This is a genomic window from Pseudoalteromonas sp. NFXS39 (assembly GCF_040148775.1).
GTDB lineage: Bacteria > Pseudomonadota > Gammaproteobacteria > Enterobacterales > Alteromonadaceae > Pseudoalteromonas > Pseudoalteromonas apostichopi.
The window spans coordinates 76,226-94,593 of sequence record NZ_JAGDEC010000010.1; the positions used below are offsets into that span (position 1 = coordinate 76,226).

At 41.3% G+C, this 18,368-nt stretch carries 16 protein-coding genes and 5 tRNA genes; 16 read left to right on the top strand and 5 right to left on the bottom strand.

Annotated features, from left to right (window positions below; translation table 11 throughout):
* The first annotated feature begins 53 nt into the window (after positions 1-53).
* Positions 54-1,073 carry a phosphoserine phosphatase SerB gene (gene serB, locus J3455_RS17160; RefSeq protein ID WP_130050780.1) on the top strand — a complete coding sequence of 340 codons (1,020 nt, stop codon included), beginning with the start codon at positions 54-56 and terminating at the stop codon, positions 1,071-1,073.
* Here serB and J3455_RS17165 read toward each other — a convergent pair.
* A complete protein-coding gene (locus J3455_RS17165) occupies positions 1,056-3,536 on the bottom strand; it encodes a PilZ domain-containing protein (protein WP_349562098.1) in 2,481 nt (826 codons plus the stop codon). The genes serB and J3455_RS17165 overlap by 18 nt on opposite strands.
* 351 nt (positions 3,537-3,887) lie before the next feature.
* Between J3455_RS17165 and radA the strand changes: the two genes are divergently transcribed.
* Positions 3,888-5,273: a DNA repair protein RadA gene (gene radA, locus J3455_RS17170; protein ID WP_167658776.1), complete on the top strand. Its 1,386-nt coding sequence runs from the start codon at positions 3,888-3,890 to the stop codon at positions 5,271-5,273.
* Positions 5,274-5,323: 50 nt separating this feature from the next.
* A complete protein-coding gene (locus J3455_RS17175) occupies positions 5,324-6,256 on the top strand; it encodes an aq_1923 C-terminal domain (protein ID WP_130050783.1) in 933 nt (310 codons plus the stop codon).
* Positions 6,257-6,281: 25 nt separating this feature from the next.
* Here the strand turns inward: J3455_RS17175 and J3455_RS17180 are convergent, their stop codons facing one another.
* On the bottom strand, positions 6,282-6,620 hold the full coding sequence (locus J3455_RS17180; protein ID WP_130050784.1) for a BON domain-containing protein: 339 nt from the start codon (positions 6,618-6,620) through the stop codon (positions 6,282-6,284).
* Positions 6,621-6,835: 215 nt separating this feature from the next.
* Positions 6,836-8,068 (bottom strand): ATP-dependent RNA helicase SrmB, encoded by a 1,233-nt coding sequence (gene srmB / locus J3455_RS17185; protein ID WP_130050785.1) that lies wholly within the window; start codon positions 8,066-8,068, stop codon positions 6,836-6,838.
* Between the two features lie 76 nt (positions 8,069-8,144).
* On the opposite strand from srmB, the gene J3455_RS17190 reads away from it, so the two are divergent.
* Positions 8,145-8,843, top strand: a complete 699-nt coding sequence (locus J3455_RS17190; RefSeq protein WP_349562099.1) for a tRNA1(Val) (adenine(37)-N6)-methyltransferase — start codon at positions 8,145-8,147, stop codon at positions 8,841-8,843.
* Here J3455_RS17190 and J3455_RS17195 read toward each other — a convergent pair whose 3' ends face one another.
* Positions 8,844-9,281, bottom strand: a complete 438-nt coding sequence (locus J3455_RS17195; protein WP_167658778.1) for a hypothetical protein — start codon at positions 9,279-9,281, stop codon at positions 8,844-8,846.
* A 104-nt stretch (positions 9,282-9,385) separates the two neighbouring features.
* On the opposite strand from J3455_RS17195, the gene J3455_RS17200 reads away from it, so the two are divergent.
* Entirely contained in the window at positions 9,386-9,814 is a 429-nt protein-coding gene (locus J3455_RS17200; RefSeq protein ID WP_349562100.1) for a DUF2147 domain-containing protein, read from the top strand.
* A 47-nt stretch (positions 9,815-9,861) separates the two neighbouring features.
* Here J3455_RS17200 and fldB read toward each other — a convergent pair whose 3' ends face one another.
* Complete coding sequence (gene fldB, locus J3455_RS17205) at positions 9,862-10,383, bottom strand: flavodoxin FldB (protein ID WP_130050789.1); 522 nt, start codon at positions 10,381-10,383, stop codon at positions 9,862-9,864.
* 128 nt (positions 10,384-10,511) lie between these two features.
* Here fldB and xerD point away from each other — a divergent pair, with 128 nt between their 5' ends.
* The 11 genes from xerD to J3455_RS17260 all read left to right on the top strand — a co-directional run bounded on the left by xerD (position 10,512) and on the right by J3455_RS17260 (position 17,969).
* On the top strand, positions 10,512-11,399 hold the full coding sequence (gene xerD / locus J3455_RS17210) for a site-specific tyrosine recombinase XerD (RefSeq protein ID WP_502508500.1): 888 nt from the start codon (positions 10,512-10,514) through the stop codon (positions 11,397-11,399).
* Between the two features lie 59 nt (positions 11,400-11,458).
* Entirely contained in the window at positions 11,459-12,193 is a 735-nt protein-coding gene (gene dsbC / locus J3455_RS17215; protein WP_130050791.1) for a bifunctional protein-disulfide isomerase/oxidoreductase DsbC, read from the top strand.
* 75 nt (positions 12,194-12,268) lie between these two features.
* A complete protein-coding gene (gene recJ / locus J3455_RS17220; RefSeq protein WP_130050792.1) occupies positions 12,269-13,990 on the top strand; it encodes a single-stranded-DNA-specific exonuclease RecJ in 1,722 nt (573 codons plus the stop codon).
* A gap of 143 nt (positions 13,991-14,133) precedes the next feature.
* Positions 14,134-15,232, top strand: a protein-coding gene (prfB, locus tag J3455_RS17225; RefSeq protein ID WP_130050793.1) for a peptide chain release factor 2 whose coding sequence is annotated in 2 segments (ribosomal slippage) — positions 14,134-14,208 and positions 14,210-15,232 — 1,098 coding nt in all. Because the reading frame shifts where the segments join, the coding sequence is not laid out codon by codon here.
* A 26-nt stretch (positions 15,233-15,258) separates the two neighbouring features.
* On the top strand, positions 15,259-16,794 hold the full coding sequence (gene lysS / locus J3455_RS17230; RefSeq protein WP_130050794.1) for a lysine--tRNA ligase: 1,536 nt from the start codon (positions 15,259-15,261) through the stop codon (positions 16,792-16,794).
* A 252-nt stretch (positions 16,795-17,046) separates the two neighbouring features.
* Positions 17,047-17,244, top strand: coding sequence for a hypothetical protein (locus J3455_RS17235; protein WP_130050795.1), 198 nt, complete (start codon positions 17,047-17,049; stop codon positions 17,242-17,244).
* A gap of 112 nt (positions 17,245-17,356) precedes the next feature.
* Positions 17,357-17,449 (top strand) — tRNA-Ser (locus tag J3455_RS17240).
* Positions 17,450-17,482: 33 nt separating this feature from the next.
* Positions 17,483-17,559: transfer RNA gene (locus J3455_RS17245), tRNA-Arg, on the top strand.
* Positions 17,560-17,581: 22 nt separating this feature from the next.
* Positions 17,582-17,658: transfer RNA gene (locus J3455_RS17250), tRNA-Arg, on the top strand.
* Positions 17,659-17,704: 46 nt separating this feature from the next.
* Positions 17,705-17,781: transfer RNA gene (locus J3455_RS17255), tRNA-Arg, on the top strand.
* Positions 17,782-17,892: 111 nt separating this feature from the next.
* A tRNA-Arg gene (locus J3455_RS17260) sits at positions 17,893-17,969 on the top strand.
* Positions 17,970-18,368: the final 399 nt, after the last annotated feature.

The following is an 18,368-nucleotide window of genomic DNA, read 5'->3' on the forward strand; positions in this document are numbered from 1 at the left end:
GCGAGTGCCAAATGCACGACCAAGGACAGACATAAGTCTAATGTGGAGCCACTATGTCACAGCTTAGCTTAGCTGCTACACCTTCAGCAAATTTAGCAGAACAAATCAGCCTAAATTGTTGGTATAAAATTGAAAACAAACACCTTATTACAACAGACTTTACGCCAAAAGCAAACCAAGGCGTGTTTAGTGTTGCCTTTGGTAATGAGCTTAATGCAGAGAAACTGCTTACTATTAGTGATTTTTTAGCGTCACATGGATTAAGTAATTTATCGCTTTGTTGTTATCAACCAATTACAGATATACCTGTGGCATGGAGCTTTCATAGCGATGCTACAATTTTACTGAGCCCACTCGTATTAGTTGAGTTTGCCAAACAGTTAGGTATTCAACTGGTGCAACTAACTAATCCACCGACAGTGGATGAGCCAGGCTTATTGTTGATGGATATGGACTCAACAGCTATTACTATTGAGTGTATCGACGAAATCGCGCGTCTTGCTGATGTGTATGACGAAGTTGCCGCTGTAACCGCGCAAGCTATGGCCGGGCAGCTCGACTTTGCACAAAGCTTAAAGCAGCGTGTCGCGAAGCTTGAGGGCATCGATGTAGATTTAATTGACGGCTTAAAAGCGCGTTTACCGCTTATGCCGGGCGTGAGTGAATTATGCCAATACCTAAAAGCGCATAACTGGCATTTAGCAATCGCATCAGGTGGCTTTGTGCCTTTTGCAGAGCAAGTGCAGTCACTGCTTGGTTTAGATGAGGTGCATGCCAATACTCTTGAATTCAAAGATAATCGCTTAACGGGTAAAGTCATTGGCACTATTGTTGATGCTGAAGAAAAGGCTCGTGTACTTAAACGAATCGAACAAAAGCTGACTTTAAATAATCGTCAAACAGTTGCCATGGGTGATGGTGCTAACGATTTGAAAATGATGGCTGCGGCAGGGCTTGGCGTTGCTGTGCATGGTAAACCTAAAGTAGTTGAGCAAGCACAAACTGCAATTAATGAAGGTTCATTACTGCAAGTTGCTTACTTACTCTCTCTACCGTTAGATTACTCGCTTTAACCAAGTCGCTTTGCGTTTACTCATTTCCGTGATCAGCTTTTGGTCAATATCAAAATGGGTAAGCGCTTCTTCGGTTATATCAATTAAATCACCTACACCGGCTACTGCCCACAGCGCTTCTTCTAAATCTTTTGCTTTGTGCAATGCGTACTGACTAATATATTTAAGCTCATTCGCTAAGTAATCAATATCAGGTCGACCAGTACGTGAAACATATAAACGAAACACAAATACTAAATCGTTTTTCAGCGCTTTTTTCACAAATAAAGTTTGTGGTTTGTAGTCATCTTCACTGATACAGCGACTAGTAATTGCATCGCTAATTTCGGCTTGGCGCGGATCAAAGCGTAAAAATAAAGTAAATGGTAATGGCGGATCTTGGCGACTACGATCTTTTATTAACGGGGTGATCACCTCTGTAATTTGATCCGTCGATAAGAAACCATCGATGCTGGTCGTCTCATTTAATAACGCAAAGTTTTGCAGTAACACATGTAGTGGGCTTGGATATAAACCTTGACCAATTGCGCCAGCTTTAAAGTGAGCTGCTTCTTTATGTAAATAAAACGGAAATTGGCATACACTTTTGGTCACCATGTTTCTGAGTGCGGTCGATAACCCCGGAATCTTAGGCGTTTCTTCGCAGACACGTAATTTGTCTTTGTTGTTATCGATTAAAACAGTGAAAAACTTAATTGCCATATGTGGTAGGTCACCAATCCGATGGACTTTTAAGTTTACTGTTGTCAGTGATTTACTCACAGCCATCACTTCATAGGCAAGATTCGTCAAATCATGCTTTTTGGTAATTTTTTGCAAATCAGGCAAGTTTAACTTAATGATATCGCCTTTTTTGAACTCAACTGGTTGGTCGCATTCAATTTGCAATCCCATCACTGATAAGTCTCGGGTATGCCCTGTAATAGTTTGCTCATGGTGTTCAATGCTGACAGATGTTTTGTATAAGTAGCGTTTATGAGCTCTAAGGTTTACATATTCGAGCGCCACAGGCTCTAAATGAGGGGGCGTTTTGTGCTTACTGTGACCGAAAAGCTTGAGCTGGTTTACTGCATCTTTACTGTAATCAAGTTGTTGATATGTTCGTTGTTCAAACTTTGTACCAACCGAAGTTAAAATTAGTAGATATTTAACATCTTTGATCAACCCCTGCACTCGTGGTGTAGGTGGTTTATTTAGTTTTTCGATATTTTTGCTAGCACTGCTTGGCAGTGACAATGGAATGTAAGAGTCTTCCGGATGGCTTGGCATCAACTGTAGCTTAAAGCACTGCCAGCTGTCTTTTTGGCTGCCAAACCCGAGGAATAAATCTCTTAGGTGTGGTTGGCTTTCAAGCTCAGTTTTTGTAGCGGAATAATAATAAATTTTGCCCGCAGCCGTATGCGTGAAAGTATAAAGGTATTCTTCTTTTACTGCATCAGGTGAGCTAAGTAAGTGACCCAAACGCTGCTGATTAATAATACTGTATAAACATGACAACTTACGTTCATCACAAAAATAGCGCTGAATAAAAATATTATTCTCAGTGGTTAATGCAAGGCTAGGGTAAAGTTTGTCGCCTTGTAAGCTTAAAAAAGCATAAAACGAGGTAACGCGTGGAATATAGTATTGCTCGTAGCCTTTTGAGACAACAGCATCTAGCGTATTGTCTAAATTAACTTTATAGCGGCGTTTGTTGCCGTGGATAAAGCTTTCTAAAAACTCATCAAATTTTTCATTATTCTCAATAAAGGTGCGTTTTAAGCGTACATGATTGTATTCACGAGAGACCTTTTCTACCGCAACCACTTCGTATTGAATACCGTTTTTTAGGCCCAGTTCGAAGTCTTGCTCTAGGCCAACCAGGCGTAAACCAATTAATTGACCTTTTTTAACTGAGTAACGAGGCCCCAGCTTAATTTTGGCACCGCTTAAAGAAATATCTGAGGTTGATGCAGCAACTTTGCGGTCTTTATCAAGCTCAACGGTGATTTTAATTGAATAGTTCATCCGCTCTTCGCGGCGACTCTCGTAAGATGCAAATTTAATGACCTTGGCTGGCTGCTCTGCAGCTGTACTATCGTCGGTTAAAGCTTGTTCTGCAGCCTTTTTTTGCATTACTCGGTGATTATTTTCAGTGTTCATCACCGCTTCGTAAACGGCAAGCGTGTAACCACCGTGGCGTTTTATGGCATCCTCAAACACTTCAATGGCGGTATCGTCCATAAAGTGTTGCTTGCCGTCATATTCGTAAGGTTTCACTTGGCCGGTTACTTGACCACGTAAATCAATAAAGCGAGCTACAGGCTGAGATAAGCGCGACATTTCCATTTTGATCAGAAACTGCTCTGGCTTTGTTAAGCTAGCTGTCTTTGATTTAAACAGTTTATCGAACTGGGGAGTGCCTAAATGTGCCTTTAGTTCATCAACTAGGCTTTCATATTTAAGCAGAATGTCTTCAGCCATTTATAAAACCATCACCGTCTATCTAAAAAAGTAGGTATACTAGCGGGCTATTTAAAGCCAAAACAGTGTGACTACTTCTTTATTTTATTAGTTATTGTTATATGTATTCGCCAATTAAATGGCAAGCACTGTAAAGTTTTATTTGTAAGCAAAAACTGTGCCCTTAACTATTTCTTAATTAAGTGCTTAGCTAAATTAAGTACTTTTTAGGGGCAGGTTACAGCATGTTATCATTTGTGACTATAAATTGGCTCTAATTAAATCGCCTGAGTCGTATGTTTTACTTTAGCTATTATATGCTTGAAAATACAGAAATAGTCACAAATCAGCTACCAAAATAGGTAAGGCCGAATGGCAAAATCAGCAAAAATCGAATTTGTCTGCACTGAGTGCGGCATGAACTATCAGCGCTGGCAAGGACAGTGTAAGTGTGGAGCGTGGAATACGCTCGCAGAGTTTAAACCCTCAGCAGGGCAATCAAAACAAGCAGCAAGCCGCGCCGCTGTGGCAGGTTATGCCGGTGTCGTAAGCGGTGGTTCAAAGAAAATAAATGAAGTAGCCACAGCTGAGGCTGAAAAACGTCTCACTGAAATTGGTGAGCTAGATAGAGTATTAAGTGGTGGCGTAACCACAGGTTCAGTCAATATTATTTCTGGTGACCCAGGTGCAGGTAAAACCACCTTGTTGTCAGACTTGGTTGCACGTATGTCAAAGCTCATGCCGTCTTTGTACTGTACAGCCGAAGAGTCTTTATCGCAGTTTAAAAACCGTGTGAATCGCCTACGTTTAGATTACAACGAAGAAGAGTTGTATTTGCTTTCTGAAACCAGCGTTGAAGCTATTATTGAAGAGCTTGATAAAAATAAAATTAAGTTTGCGGTGATAGACTCAATTCAGGCTGTAGTAACAGAAACGGCAAATGGTAGTCCAGGTTCACCTTCACAGGTAAAAAGTGCAGCCCAAGCATTAACGCAATACTGTAAGCAAAATGATGTAACTATGTTCATCATTGCCCATGTAAACAAAAATAATGAAATTGCCGGGCCGCAAACGTTAGTACATATCGTCGATGCTTTATTACATATCGATACTAACGATGGGCAAATCAGAACGCTACGAGCTAATAAAAACCGTTTTGGTGATATCGACACTGTGGGTATTTTCAGAATGTGTGAGCGCGGAATGCTGAGTGTTGATAACCCGAGTGAAATCTTTTTATCTGGTTCTAGTACCGAGTCTCCGGGATCTGCTATTACTTGTATTCGTAAAGGTAACCGTAATTTACTTCTCGAAATCCAGTGCTTAACTACAGAAACAGAAGCTGAGTTTCCGCAGCGGGTGTGTGTTGGTTTAAACATGAACCGTATCAAGATGCTTACGGGAATTTTACGCAAACATACAAAAACAAAAATCTTTCATGACACCTTTTTTAACATTGTTGGTGGTTTAAAAATCGATGAATCAGAAACCTGTATCGATTTAGCATTAGTAACAGCGTTATTAAGCAGTTTGAACGAGTTTGTTGTGCCTCGCACAACTTGTATTATGGGCGAGCTAAGTCTTAATGGCGATGTTAGACCAATAGACAGCGGAGTACCCAGAGTTAAAGAAGCTGCCCAACACGGCTTTACTGAAATTTTTATTCCGCATCGCAATTACCATAAATCAATGGAAGGACTTGGAGCTAAGATCACGCCAGTGAAAACAGTGCATGAATTACTGTCGTTAATAAACTAAATACAATTTGATACACTGATAAAAAATTTACACCAATTAAAGGAAATATAATGAAGAAGTTAATTATTGCAGCGGTTGTTGCTGCGGCTGTCGGTGGCGTAGCTTACGCAAATTACGCAGCTACACAGGAAGTGAAAAAGGTGGTTGATAAGCAAATCAGTGCATTATCAACACAAAGCGGTGTAGATATTAAATACAGCGATATCTCAGCCAGTATTTTTGATAGTAGTATGCAGTTAACAGAAATCACTGTTTCGAACAGCCTGAGTAATGAGCAAGTTGCGACAATTGATAGTATTGATGTGTCGGGTTACGAAGTTGATGCTGTACCGCCGCACACAGGTTTTGTGATGAAAAACTTTCGTTTTAGCGATGAGTTTTTGGCACAGCTTCCTGAAAATTCAAATAACAAGCTAGCATCAACAAGTTATAACGTTGACTCATCTCTTGATTACAATAAAGATTCAGGCGATAGTGATTTTGCACTTAAAGTCACTGCGAATGAGGTGGCTGATGTTAATTTTAATCTAGGCTTGGCTAAAACCACAGCACTGATGGAAGCATCTTTGGCTGTTAGCCAGATGCAAAATGAAGCAGCTGACGGTCAATTAACATTAGAGCAGCAGTTACAACAGCAATCGAAAATGATGGCAGCATTAACTCAGTTAGAACCGCGTAGCATAAATATGTCGATTGCTGACGAAGGTGAGCTTAAAGCGGTATTTGAAAGCTTTTTAACTGCACAAGGAATGACTCATGAGCAATTTAAGCAAGTCGTTACCATGCAGTTACAACAAGTGCCTGTGAGTGAAGAACTTGCAACAGCGATTAGCAATTTTGTGAGTGGTTTATCGTCTTTTTCTGTGTCTGCTAAATTACCTGAAGGTAAAACCATGATGGAGATTAATCAGCAAATTCAAATGCTGATGGGTCAACCAGAAGAGCTTGCTAAATTTATTAACTTACAAGCAAGCGGCGAATAATCTCACACCACTTGTAAACTTAGCCTTAAAGTGATGAGTGATTAAGCTTGCTCACTTTAAGGTTGTTTTTTATCTGCATCACACCTTGGCTGTGCTCTAAAAACTTTTGTGCCAAAGCTCGCTGAAACCCTGTTTCTGTAATGCCTTTTAGTTCAACAGTATCACCATCAACAATTACTTGTAGGTTTTCAATTTGAAAATTTGGATTGCTCGTTAATTTTTGCAATGCCATTTGCTGTAGACGTGGTTGTGCCGATGTGCTGGTTGTTAGTACGCTGGTATTGGCGCTTACAGTAGTTGCGCAAGCAAGTAAAAACAAACAACTTAATAAAGTAAGTGCTATGGTTAATTTGAAGCGGCTCATACAATTCCCTCGTTAATCTAGTCTGCTGTGAACTATTGCTGAACCTGTTACAATTATTATTCCAAAATTTAACTAATTGATTTTTATGCTTTTATTTTTGTGTTGAGTATGTGAGGGTAAGAAAGTGTGAACTAATTACACACTTAATAAGTAAAAAAGGTAGGGCATAAAAATGCCGAGACAAACTCGGCATTTTTATAACAGTGTCAGTAAAACTATTTTTTCTTCTTAGTTTTAGACTTGGCTTTTTTCTTTGCCTTCATTTTTTCTGGATCTTTCTTCTTTTTGGATGGGAGCTTAGCTTCTTTATGCTGTGGCTCGAGCCCTTTGATAACTCGGCGCTTGAGTTTTTGTTCGATATAACGTTCAACTTTACCAACAATTGCTACGTCATGGGCTTCAACAAATGAAATCGCGATGCCTTTTTTGCCAGCGCGAGCGGTACGACCAATACGGTGAACATATACATCTGCGGTGCGTGGCATATCAAAGTTGATAACGTGACTGATATCAGCAACATCAATACCACGTGCGGCAACATCCGTTGCAACTAATATATTATTTCGCCCAGAGTGGAAATTCTCCATTGTCTTCATTCGTTTGTCTTGCGGCATTTCACCGCGTAACCAAGCAACACGAATGCCTTCGTTGTTTAATTCACCAATCAGTGTTTCTAGGCGCTCACGAGTTTTAACAAACACAATAGCTTTCTGAATGTCATCACCATTTAACGTTTCAACTAGCATTTTCAGCTTGTGGTTGTAGTCATCTGCAAGGTGAACCCACTGGTGAATTTTGCCTTTCTCTTTTCGTGATGATTCAGCTTCAAGTAGTGCAGGATCATTTAAGATACGCTCTGCAAATAACTCAACGCTGTCACCTTCAAGGGTGGCTGAAAATAAGAAACATTGGCGGCGGTTTCGCGCCTCATCACAAATGCGAAGCATTTCTTTACGAAAGCCCATGTCTAACATGCGGTCTGCTTCATCAAGGATCAGCACTTCAACGTTTTCGGCATGAAAGTTCTCTGTCTCGAGATACTCCATTAAGCGTCCCGGCGTCGCAATTAGAATGTCGTTATTGCTTTCGAAAATTTCTTTGTGGGTCCCGTAGTTTATACCTCCAGTCACAACGCCAATTTTAAGATGAGTTTGTGCTGCAAGTAATTCACATTGCTCATGAATTTGATACGCAAGCTCACGGGTTGGTGTCATGATCAAGACACGTGCAAAACCAGGTTCACGACGCGGGAAATCGAGCAAGTATTGAATTGCAGGGATCAAAAACGCGGCTGTTTTACCCGTACCAGTAGGGGCAGATGCCAAAATATCACGACCTTGAAGTGCTTCAGGGATCGCTTGTTGTTGAATACTGGTTGGCGTATCAAAACCCATTTTATTAATGGCATTTAACAGCTTGTTATCAATATCAAATTCAGAAAATTGCATAGAGTGACATAAATAGAGGACAATTAAGCCTAATTATACGCGTTAACGCGGCTGTGGTGAATGAAAAGGTGAAAAAATGTCAGGCTTTGTGTTTAAACAATTTACAGTAACGCAAACACGCACTGCGATGAAAGTCTCAACCGACGGTATTTTATTAGGTGCGTGGGCTAATCTGAAAAGGGCTGAACGCATCTTAGATATAGGCACTGGCACAGGACTACTGGCTTTGATGGCAAAGCAAAGATCACCTGAAGCAAATATCAGTGCCATCGAAATTGATTCTGGTGCTTGCAGTGATGCTCGAGAAAATTTCGCCAATAGCCCTTGGCCTGATATTAGTCTTTTTCAAGGTGCGGTGCAGTCGTTCAGTGCTGTAAAGCCTTTTGATGCAATCATTACCAACCCGCCGTATTTTAATGCTAGCTTAAAAGGTGATAACGATGCTCGCAATACTGCTCGCCACACAGATGGTCTTAGCTTTAGTGATTTAATTGCGGCTTGTACTCGGCTTAGCCACGGCAAAACTGTATTGAATGTAATTTTGCCTTGCGTCGAAGCGCAACTATTTATTGCTGTGGCAGAGCAAGCAGACTGGTACTTAACACGTCATTGCTTGGTACGCACTACCGAGAAAAAGCAACCAAGTCGTAGCCTTTTGTTATTCAGCCAAAGCAAGTGTGAATGTGAAACAACGTCGTTAACGATACACGCAGCTGATGGTAGCTACAGCCAAGATTACAAAGAGCTATGTAAAGCTTATTACCTAAAAATGTAATTATACCTGTGGTTTTTGCATGGAAGGTGGCTGTAATTGCATAACCTCATCAAGTTGAATTTGCTGAACATACTCAAGCTTTAATAAGGCATCTAACACCGACTTACTGTGTGATTTTTCTATTTCAGCGCTGCAAAAATCAATAATATTAAAGCGGCGTTTGATCAACAGGCCTTTAATTTCTGGTAAAGGTTTTGTGGTTTCGATAAGAACGCGGGTAGTTGGGCAGGGATCGGCATAGCCTGAGCGCATTAACTTATTTAAATTGAATAAGTTGTCGTCAAGCCGACCCAGTTCAAGAGCGGCTTTAGCGCTATCAGGGATAAACAATGGCTCAGCAAAGCGATTTATTATTATATCACCTGCTGCGTTAATTTTGGTAACCTGATTACTGTCATAACTGACAATATCACCGGTAAGTAATGTAAATTGACTCATTGTGTTCCCTCGCAATGTGTTGTCTATTTCTGAAAATAGCAAAATGGTGTGTTTTACTAAGTCCTGATATAGTGCCAAAGTCTTAAGTTTTATACGAGTTTTTTATGATCCGTTTATCAATTGTTTTATTTGCCTTATTATTTTCTAAGCTGTGCTTTGCTGCTTTGACACCCGTGGGTCTTTGGAAAACCATTGACGAAGACACCAATGAAGCGAAATCTTTAGTGCGTATTAGTGAGCAAGATGGCGTGCTGATTGGCAGTGTAGAAAAAATACTTAACCCAGCCAAGCAAGATGCAATATGCGAAAAGTGTAAAGGTGATAAGAAAAATCAGCCTATTCTTGGGTTACAAATTATTGAAGGTGCTAAAGATGCTGGCGATGGTAGCTGGCAAGATGGTGAAATTCTGGACCCAAACAATGGTAAAACTTATACCCTAAAATTGACTCCAAAAGAACAGGGTAAGGTACTTGAAGTGCGCGGCTATATTGCTTTTTTCTACCGTAATCAATATTGGCAACGTGTTGAATAAAAATTAAAAAGCCAAGCAATGCTTGGCTTTTTATAAATAACAGGATGTTACAAGCTTTCGCTGTATTCAGTCATTACTTGCTCAACCCAGGTTGCAATACGGTCATCGCTCAGCTCGTATTGGCTGTCTTCATCAAGGGCTAAGCCTACAAACTGTTTACCATCTTCTGTGAGCGCTTTTGAGGCTTCGAATTCATAACTTGTATCGTTAGGCCATTTACCGAGCAAGGTAATACTCTGATCACAAATCTCATCGTGTAACATGCCAAGTGCATCTTGGAACCATTGACCATAACCTTGTTGATCACCCATTCCAAACAGAGCCACGGTTTTGCCGTTTAAGTTAACATCTTTAATGTCGTCCCAGATTGATTCCCAATCTTCTTGCAGCTCACCAAAGTCCCAAGTTGAGATGCCGAAGATAACGAAATCAAATTGCTCTGCATTTTTTAATGGCTCATCTTTGATATTGTGAAGGCTCACTATGTCGTGGCCAATAATATCGCGAATTTTCTCTGCTGCTATTTCTGTGTAGCAGGTTGTAGAACCATAAAATAAACCAATCTGCATCGTATTTATCACTGTGTATTTGCCTGATATGATAGGCCTAAGTTTACCGTAAGGTATAATCAATTGATACCTTGATAAGGATGAGAGTACGCGTGGCTGATAATAATTCACAAGCACAAAAAGGTGTAATGACAGCAAATAACGCCGAACATTTAGAGTTATTTTTAGATACTCTGTATCTTGAGCAAGGCGTCAGCGAAAATACATTGGCGGCCTATCGCAGTGACCTTGAAAAGTTTTGCCAATTTATAAAAGATAAAGACCTTCTTGCCGTTAGCTCAGATGATATCGAAGCTTATTTAGCTTACCGCGTCGATCTAGGGCTGAAGTCGCGTAGTACCGCACGTAGCATTAGTGCACTGAAACGTTTCTATCAGTATTTTGTGCGCGAAAAAATGATTGCAGATTCACCGATGGTAAACATTGCTCAACCAAAAGCTGGGCAATCATTACCGAAAACCTTATCCGAAGCCGAAGTAGAAGCATTGCTTGCAGCCCCAGACATAGAAGACCCTATGGGACTTCGCGATAAAGCCATGCTTGAGCTTTTATATGCTACAGGGCTTCGTGTTACTGAGCTGGTGGGGCTCAGAATGGAGCAAATTAATTTGCGCCAAGCTGTGGTTTTTGTAAAAGGTAAGGGTAATAAGGAGCGCTTAGTTCCCTTGGGTGAAGAAGCAATGTATTGGCTTGAGCAATTCTTAAAAGTGGGCCGTTCGCAAATGATAAAGCATGCCACTGACTTTGTGTTCCCATCTAAGCGTGGGATTGGTATGACGCGACAAACTTTTTGGCATCGCATCAAACACTATGCTATTTTGGCATCAGTTGAATCGCCGTTATCACCGCATACGCTCAGACACGCGTTTGCAACGCATTTGCTTAATCATGGGGCGGACCTAAGAGTCGTGCAAATGATGTTAGGTCACAGTGACTTATCAACAACACAAATTTATACCCATGTAGCGAATGAAAGATTGAAGTCGGTACACGAGCAACATCATCCACGAGCTTAGTGCAAGATTTTTAAAGATGTACCGGTCTATATAAAAAATGATCAGGATATAGGATATTTATGAAAAAGTTAGTTTTAGCCACAGCACTACTAGGCACAAGCTTAAATGTGTTTGCCAATGGCGTATCAACAACAGACGCTGCTGATGCTCCAATTATTGCTAAGTTTGCCGAATTAGGCGTAACCGTTAAGCAAATCAATCCAAGCCCAGTGGCAGGCCTTAAAGAACTAATTACTGACAAAGGCGTGCTGTATGCAAGCCCTGACGGTCAATTTCTTATGCAAGGAACACTGATTGACCTTAATAACCGAGTTAACCTAACAGAGCATGCACTGAGCGATGTACGTAAAGAAGGTATAGCTGAATACGAAGATTCGATGATCGTTTACAAAGCGAAAAACGAAAAGCATTCAATCACGGTGTTTACTGATATTAGCTGTGGTTATTGCCGTAAGTTACACCGTGAACTTGATGATTTCTTAGAAGCGGGTATCACAGTTAAATACCTTGCTTTCCCACGTGGTGGTTTACGTGGTAAAGGGTATCAAGATTTAATGAATGTATGGTGTGCTAAAGATCCTGCTGAAGCGTTAACAGAAGCAAAAGCGGGTGCAGAAGTAGCAGCGGTGCCTGGTTGTCACGCACCAATTGCAGAGCATTACCAACTTGGTCAAAGTTTTGGTATGTCGGGGACACCAGCAATTATTTTAGAAGATGGCACGATGATCCCAGGTTATCAATCAGCTGCGCAAATCAGCCAAGCACTTGATGCTTTACCAAAAACATCTTCATAACTGTTTTTTAAACGAAAAGGCCTATTTGTTGTAGGCCTTTTTACTTGCCTTTGCTTAAGAAGTACCGTTTCCGACATGGAAAAAATAATTCAAGCTCGTCCACGTGTTGATGATTCACACTTACCGCACCATTTACACCCTGTTATCAAGCAGATTTACGCGACTCGACAGGTGCAAAATGCTACTGAACTCGATAATAGCGCTGCGACATTACATGACTTTAAGCTGTTTAAAGACATCGACAAAGCTGTTGCGTTATTGCAAGAAGCAATTGCCGCACAAAGCCGCGTTTTAATTGTAGGAGACTTTGATGCTGACGGTGCAACCAGCACTGCAACTTTGATGCAAGGTCTTGCTATGTTTGGCTTAAAGAATCTTGATTATTTAGTACCAGACAGATTCAGCCTAGGTTATGGCCTAAGCCCTGCACTTGCAGAGCAAATCGTTTCTATGCAGCCTGAGCTTGTGATCACCGTTGATAACGGTATTTCATGTATTGATGGTATTGCTATAGTAAAGAAAGCTGGTATTAAAGTGCTGGTGACTGATCATCACTTGCAAGGTGAATCCCTGCCAGATGCTGATGCCATTGTGAATCCGAATCGTCATGACTGTCAGTTTCCATCGAAGTCGATAGCAGGCGTTGGGGTCGCTTTTTATTTGCTTATTGCTTTACGAAGCCACTTACGTGAGCAAGGGTATTTTCAGCATCAGCCAATGCCAAATTTGGCTGAGTTACTTGATATTGTAGCCCTTGGTACCGTTGCCGATGTGGTCGCTCTTGATGCCAATAACCGTACCTTAGTTCATCAAGGTTTAGCACGCATTCGCAGTGGTAAAACACGGCCCGGAATTAGTGCACTTATTGAAGTGGCAAATCGCAATGCAGGGCGTTTAAGTGCCAGTGACTTTGGTTTTTCATTAGCGCCACGCTTAAATGCAGCAGGGCGTTTAGATGATATGAGTTTAGGTATAGCCTGTTTGTTATCTAGCGATATAAATCAAGCACGCCGTATTGCCAGTGAGCTCGACAGCCTTAATCACGAGCGCCGTGAAATAGAGCAGGGCATGCAAACTGAAGCACAAGCTGTGCTTGACCGTTTAGCATTCAAAACCGAGTCCGTGCCTGATGCCATTTGTCTATACCAAGCTGATTGGCATCAAGGTGTGATTGGTATTTTGGCTGGTCGTTTAAAAGAAAAGTATCACCGTCCTACGATTATTTTTGCAGCTGGCGATAACGGCGAAATAAAAGGTTCTTGTCGTTCCATTGAAGGGCTGCATATGCGTGATTTGCTAGAGCGAGTAAATACTCTCTATCCGCATTTGATCAGTAAATTTGGTGGTCATGCTATGGCGGCGGGGCTGAGTATCAATGAACACTGTTTTAATGAGTTTAAAACAGTGTTTGAGCAAATGGTGACAGATACTCTTACTGAAGAGCATAAGCAAAGCATCTTACTTACCGATGGTGAGCTGCCAAATGATTGCTTTTCGATGGAGTTTGCCAATCAACTAAAAAATGCAGGTCCTTGGGGGCAGCAATTTCCTGAGCCAGTGTTCGAACATGTATTCGAAGTAATACAGCAGCGAATTGTTGGCGAAAAACACCTAAAACTGGTTTTAAAACATCAGTCTGGGCGGTTAGTTGATGGGATTGCATTTGGCGTGGATGTGCGTGCATGGCCAGATACCGAAGTGCGTTATGTAAAAGCAGCTTACCAACTCGATATAAATGAATTCCGTGGTAAATTTACCTTACAGTTGATTATTCGAGAGCTACAAAAAGCGACATAAAAATATCGTTATAATCGACATAAAAGGCTAATAAAACGCTCGGTTTTTTGTTAAAATCGGGCGTTTTTAATATTTGTAGATAATTTACCGTAATTATCGTCGATATCGGTGCACGGTAAATCAGCCATTTTGGAGTAATGTACATGTTTGAAGTGAATCCTGTGATTAATCAAATCAAGGAAATTCGCGAACGTACTGAACTGCTTCGGGGGTACCTTTGACTACCCTCTTAAGAAAGAGCGGTTAGAAGAAGTTAACGCAGAACTTGAAGATTCAGCCGTGTGGAATGAGCCAGAACGAGCTCAAGCCCTTGGCCGTGAAAAGTCGGCACTCGAAGCTATCGTAGAGACCATTGATAATCTAGTGGCAGGTACCGAAGATGTTGAAGGTTTAGTAGAGCTTGCAGTTGAAGCTGAAGATGAAGAAACCTTTGCTGAAGCAGAAGCTGAATTGGGCGATTTAAACGCACAACTTGAAAAGCTAGAGTTCCGTCGAATGTTCTCAGGCGATCATGACCAAAACGATGCTTACCTTGATTTGCAATCAGGTTCTGGCGGTACTGAAGCTCAAGACTGGTGTAACATGCTGTTGCGTATGTACTTACGCTGGGGTGAAGCAAAAGGCTTTAAAGTTGAGCTAGTTGAAGCAACTGACGGTGATGTGGCTGGTATTAAGGGTGCAACAGTGCGCTTTGTTGGCGAATATGCATACGGTTGGCTGCGAACAGAAACAGGTGTTCACCGTCTAGTACGTAAGAGCCCATTTGACTCGAGTGGTCGTCGCCATACTTCGTTTGCATCAGCATTCGTATATCCAGAAATCGACGATAATATCGAAATTGATATTAATCCGGCTGACTTACGTATTGACGTTTACCGCGCATCAGGTGCCGGTGGTCAGCACGTAAATACGACAGAATCTGCGGTTCGTATTACTCACATACCAACCAATACTGTTGTACAGTGTCAAAATGAGCGTTCACAGCATAAGAATAAAGACCAAGCAATGAAACAGCTAAAAGCGAAGTTGTTTGAACTTGAAATTCAAAAGCAGAATGCAGAGAAGCAAAGTCAAGAAGATGCTAAATCTGACATTGGCTGGGGTAGTCAAATACGTTCATACGTACTTGATGACTCTCGCATTAAAGATTTGCGTACAGGTGTTGAAAACCGTAACACTCAAGCGGTTCTTGACGGCGACTTAGATAAATTTATTGAAGCCAGCCTTAAATCTGGCCTATAACCACCAAGCTAAAAAAGAGCTAAAAAATGACTGATCAAATCCAAGACGAAAATAAGTTAATCGCTGAGCGTCGTGGCAAATTAGACGCAATCCGCGAAAATTGCCCAGCCAACGGTCATCCAAACCAATTCCGTCGTGAACATTACACGGCTGATTTGCAAGCTGAGTTTGGTGATAAATCGAAAGAAGAATTAGTTGCTGAACAACACGTTGTATCAGTTGCTGGTCGTATCCTTGCTAAACGTGGTCCTTTCCTTGCGTTACAAGATATGAAAGGCCAAATTCAAGCGTACGCGTCAAAAGATGTACAAAAAGAATTAAAAGCTAAATACGGTCAACTAGATATTGGTGACATCATCGGTGTTAAAGGCGCACTAAATAAGTCTGGTAAAGGTGACCTATACGTAGAAATGACTGAGTACGAGTTACTGACTAAGTCATTACGTCCGTTACCTGAAAAGTTCCACGGTTTATCTGACCAAGAAACAAAGTACCGTCAACGTTATGTTGATTTAATTACTAATGATGCGACACGTGAAACGTTCCGTATTCGTTCAAAAGTTGTTGAAGGTATTCGTCGTTTCTTAGCTGAGCGTGATTTCATGGAAGTTGAAACGCCGATGCTACAAGTGATCCCAGGTGGTGCGTCTGCACGTCCATTCGTAACACACCATAATGCACTTGATATCGATATGTATTTACGAATCGCACCTGAGCTTTACCTAAAACGTTTAGTCGTTGGTGGTTTTGAGCGTGTATTCGAAATCAACCGTAACTTCCGTAACGAAGGTTTATCTACACGTCATAACCCAGAATTCACGATGATCGAATTCTACCAGGCTTACGCTGATTACATTGACCTGATGAACATTACTGAAGACATGTTACGTACTGTTGCTACAGACGTACTTGGTTCACCAATTGTTGTAAACACAACTAAAGATGAAAACGGTGAAGTGGTTGATTCGGTAGAGTACGATTTTGGTCAGCCTTTTGCTCGTCTAACTATGAGCGAAGCTATTCTTAAGTACAACCCTGACTTCGATGCAGCGGTATTTAATGACCCAGAAAATCATTTTGAAGAACTTAAAGCATATGCGAAACAAGTACACGTTAAGATCCCTGAAAACTGTGTATGGGGCCCTGGTAAGTTCTTATGTGAAATCTTCGAAGAGACTGCTGAGCATAAGTTAATTCAACCTACTTTCATTACTGCTTACCCGTGGGAAGTGTCACCACTTGCACGTCGTAACGATGAAAACCCATTTGTGACTGACCGTTTCGAATTCTTCGTTGGTGGCCGCGAGTTAGCGAATGGTTTCTCTGAGCTTAATGATGCACAAGACCAAGCTGAGCGCTTTACGCGTCAAGTTGAAGAGAAAGATGCGGGTGATGATGAAGCAATGCACTTCGATGAAGACTACATCCGCGCATTAGAGTATGGTTTACCTCCAACAGCGGGTGAGGGTATTGGTATCGACCGTCTGGTGATGTTATTTACAGACTCACCAACGATTAAAGACGTGATCCTATTCCCACACATGCGTCCTCAAGCTGACTAATCAGCTAAAAGTCTTTAAAAACGCCGCTTTTTAGCGGCGTTTTTTTATCAGAAATTTCTGATTTTTATTACTCACAAATTTACTACTAAATTGTAATTAGCTGATCTAAAAAGAAATACCGAATTAGCCTTCAAATAAAGTTACTAGATTGTAAATTTTTTATACAAACCTAAAGTTGGATAGTGTTTTTTTTAGCCAAGATATGACATCATTGCGCCATATTCGTTCAACGCATAAATGGACTTAATTCTAATGACAAAAAAGCCTTCGCAGTTGCCAACAGATACAAATAAAAACGAGCATCAACGTGAAGATTTTTATCGTGCTTGTATAGCTGAATTTCAACAATTAGGTTACCAAGATCAATACCTCGCTGAATTAACCGATGAGCTGATCCCATTGACGGGTCTTGAGCCGTTGAGTGATAAAGAAAAAGTGGCGAAAGGATAAACAAAAATAAGTTGTTTTAGCTCGTTATGGACAATCTATAACCATCTATACGATTTTCCTTGAAAAGTGTTTGACATATTTCCTGAAATCTTTATTATACGCCCCACAAGACGGAGAGGTGGCCGAGTGGCCGAAGGCGCTCCCCTGCTAAGGGAGTATAGGGTTTGTAGCTCTATCGAGGGTTCGAATCCCTCCTTCTCCACCATTTTTTAAATGGTTTTCTTGTAAAGTAAAGAATGGGCGCATAGCTCAGCTGGATAGAGTACCTGGCTACGAACCAGGCGGTCGGAGGTTCGAATCCTCCTGCGCCCACCATCCTTTACTAAAATCAAAATGTGGGCGCATAGCTCAGCTGGATAGAGTACCTGGCTACGAACCAGGCGGTCGGAGGTTCGAATCCTCCTGCGCCCACCACTTTTGAAAAGTCTTAGTGAGACTTAAACTAACTAAAATAGAATGTGGGCGCATAGCTCAGCTGGATAGAGTACCTGGCTACGAACCAGGCGGTCGGAGGTTCGAATCCTCCTGCGCCCACCACTTTCTATACATTCATACTGCAATGTTCGAAAGTGCAAACCGACTAAATGTCGGTTTTTTTGTGTTTTAATAACACCGTCATTGCAAGACGTAAACAAGCAGAACCATTGCGGACGCGTAGCTCAGCTGGATAGAGTACCTGGCTACGAACCAGGCGGTCGGAGGTTCGAATCCTCCCGCGTCCGCCACTTTCTTCTGGAAAGTGACATAAACCGACGAAAGTCGGTTTTTTTGTGCCTGCAATTCGCGTAGGAGCTTGAAAACTCGATATAAACCTGTAGCAGCGATTTTATATCGCGTTTATTATCGCAATATTCGTAGCAGCGACTTCAGTCGTGAACATCACGCTTCCACTACACAAATTAAACCCCAACTCAAAATACAAAAAATACACCCAGTAGGCGTGAAACTTGTTTCGCGCGCATCGCGCATTAAGATAATGTCGCTCCAAACGATGAACAATACTCCTTCGAGACGATAGACTTTAATCGTTAAATTATTTTTTAAGCCAGCGTCTTATAGGCAATAAAACCGAGTTAATTTGCTTCATGAAGAAATTGTGTTAGATTTAATAAAATATTCCAAAA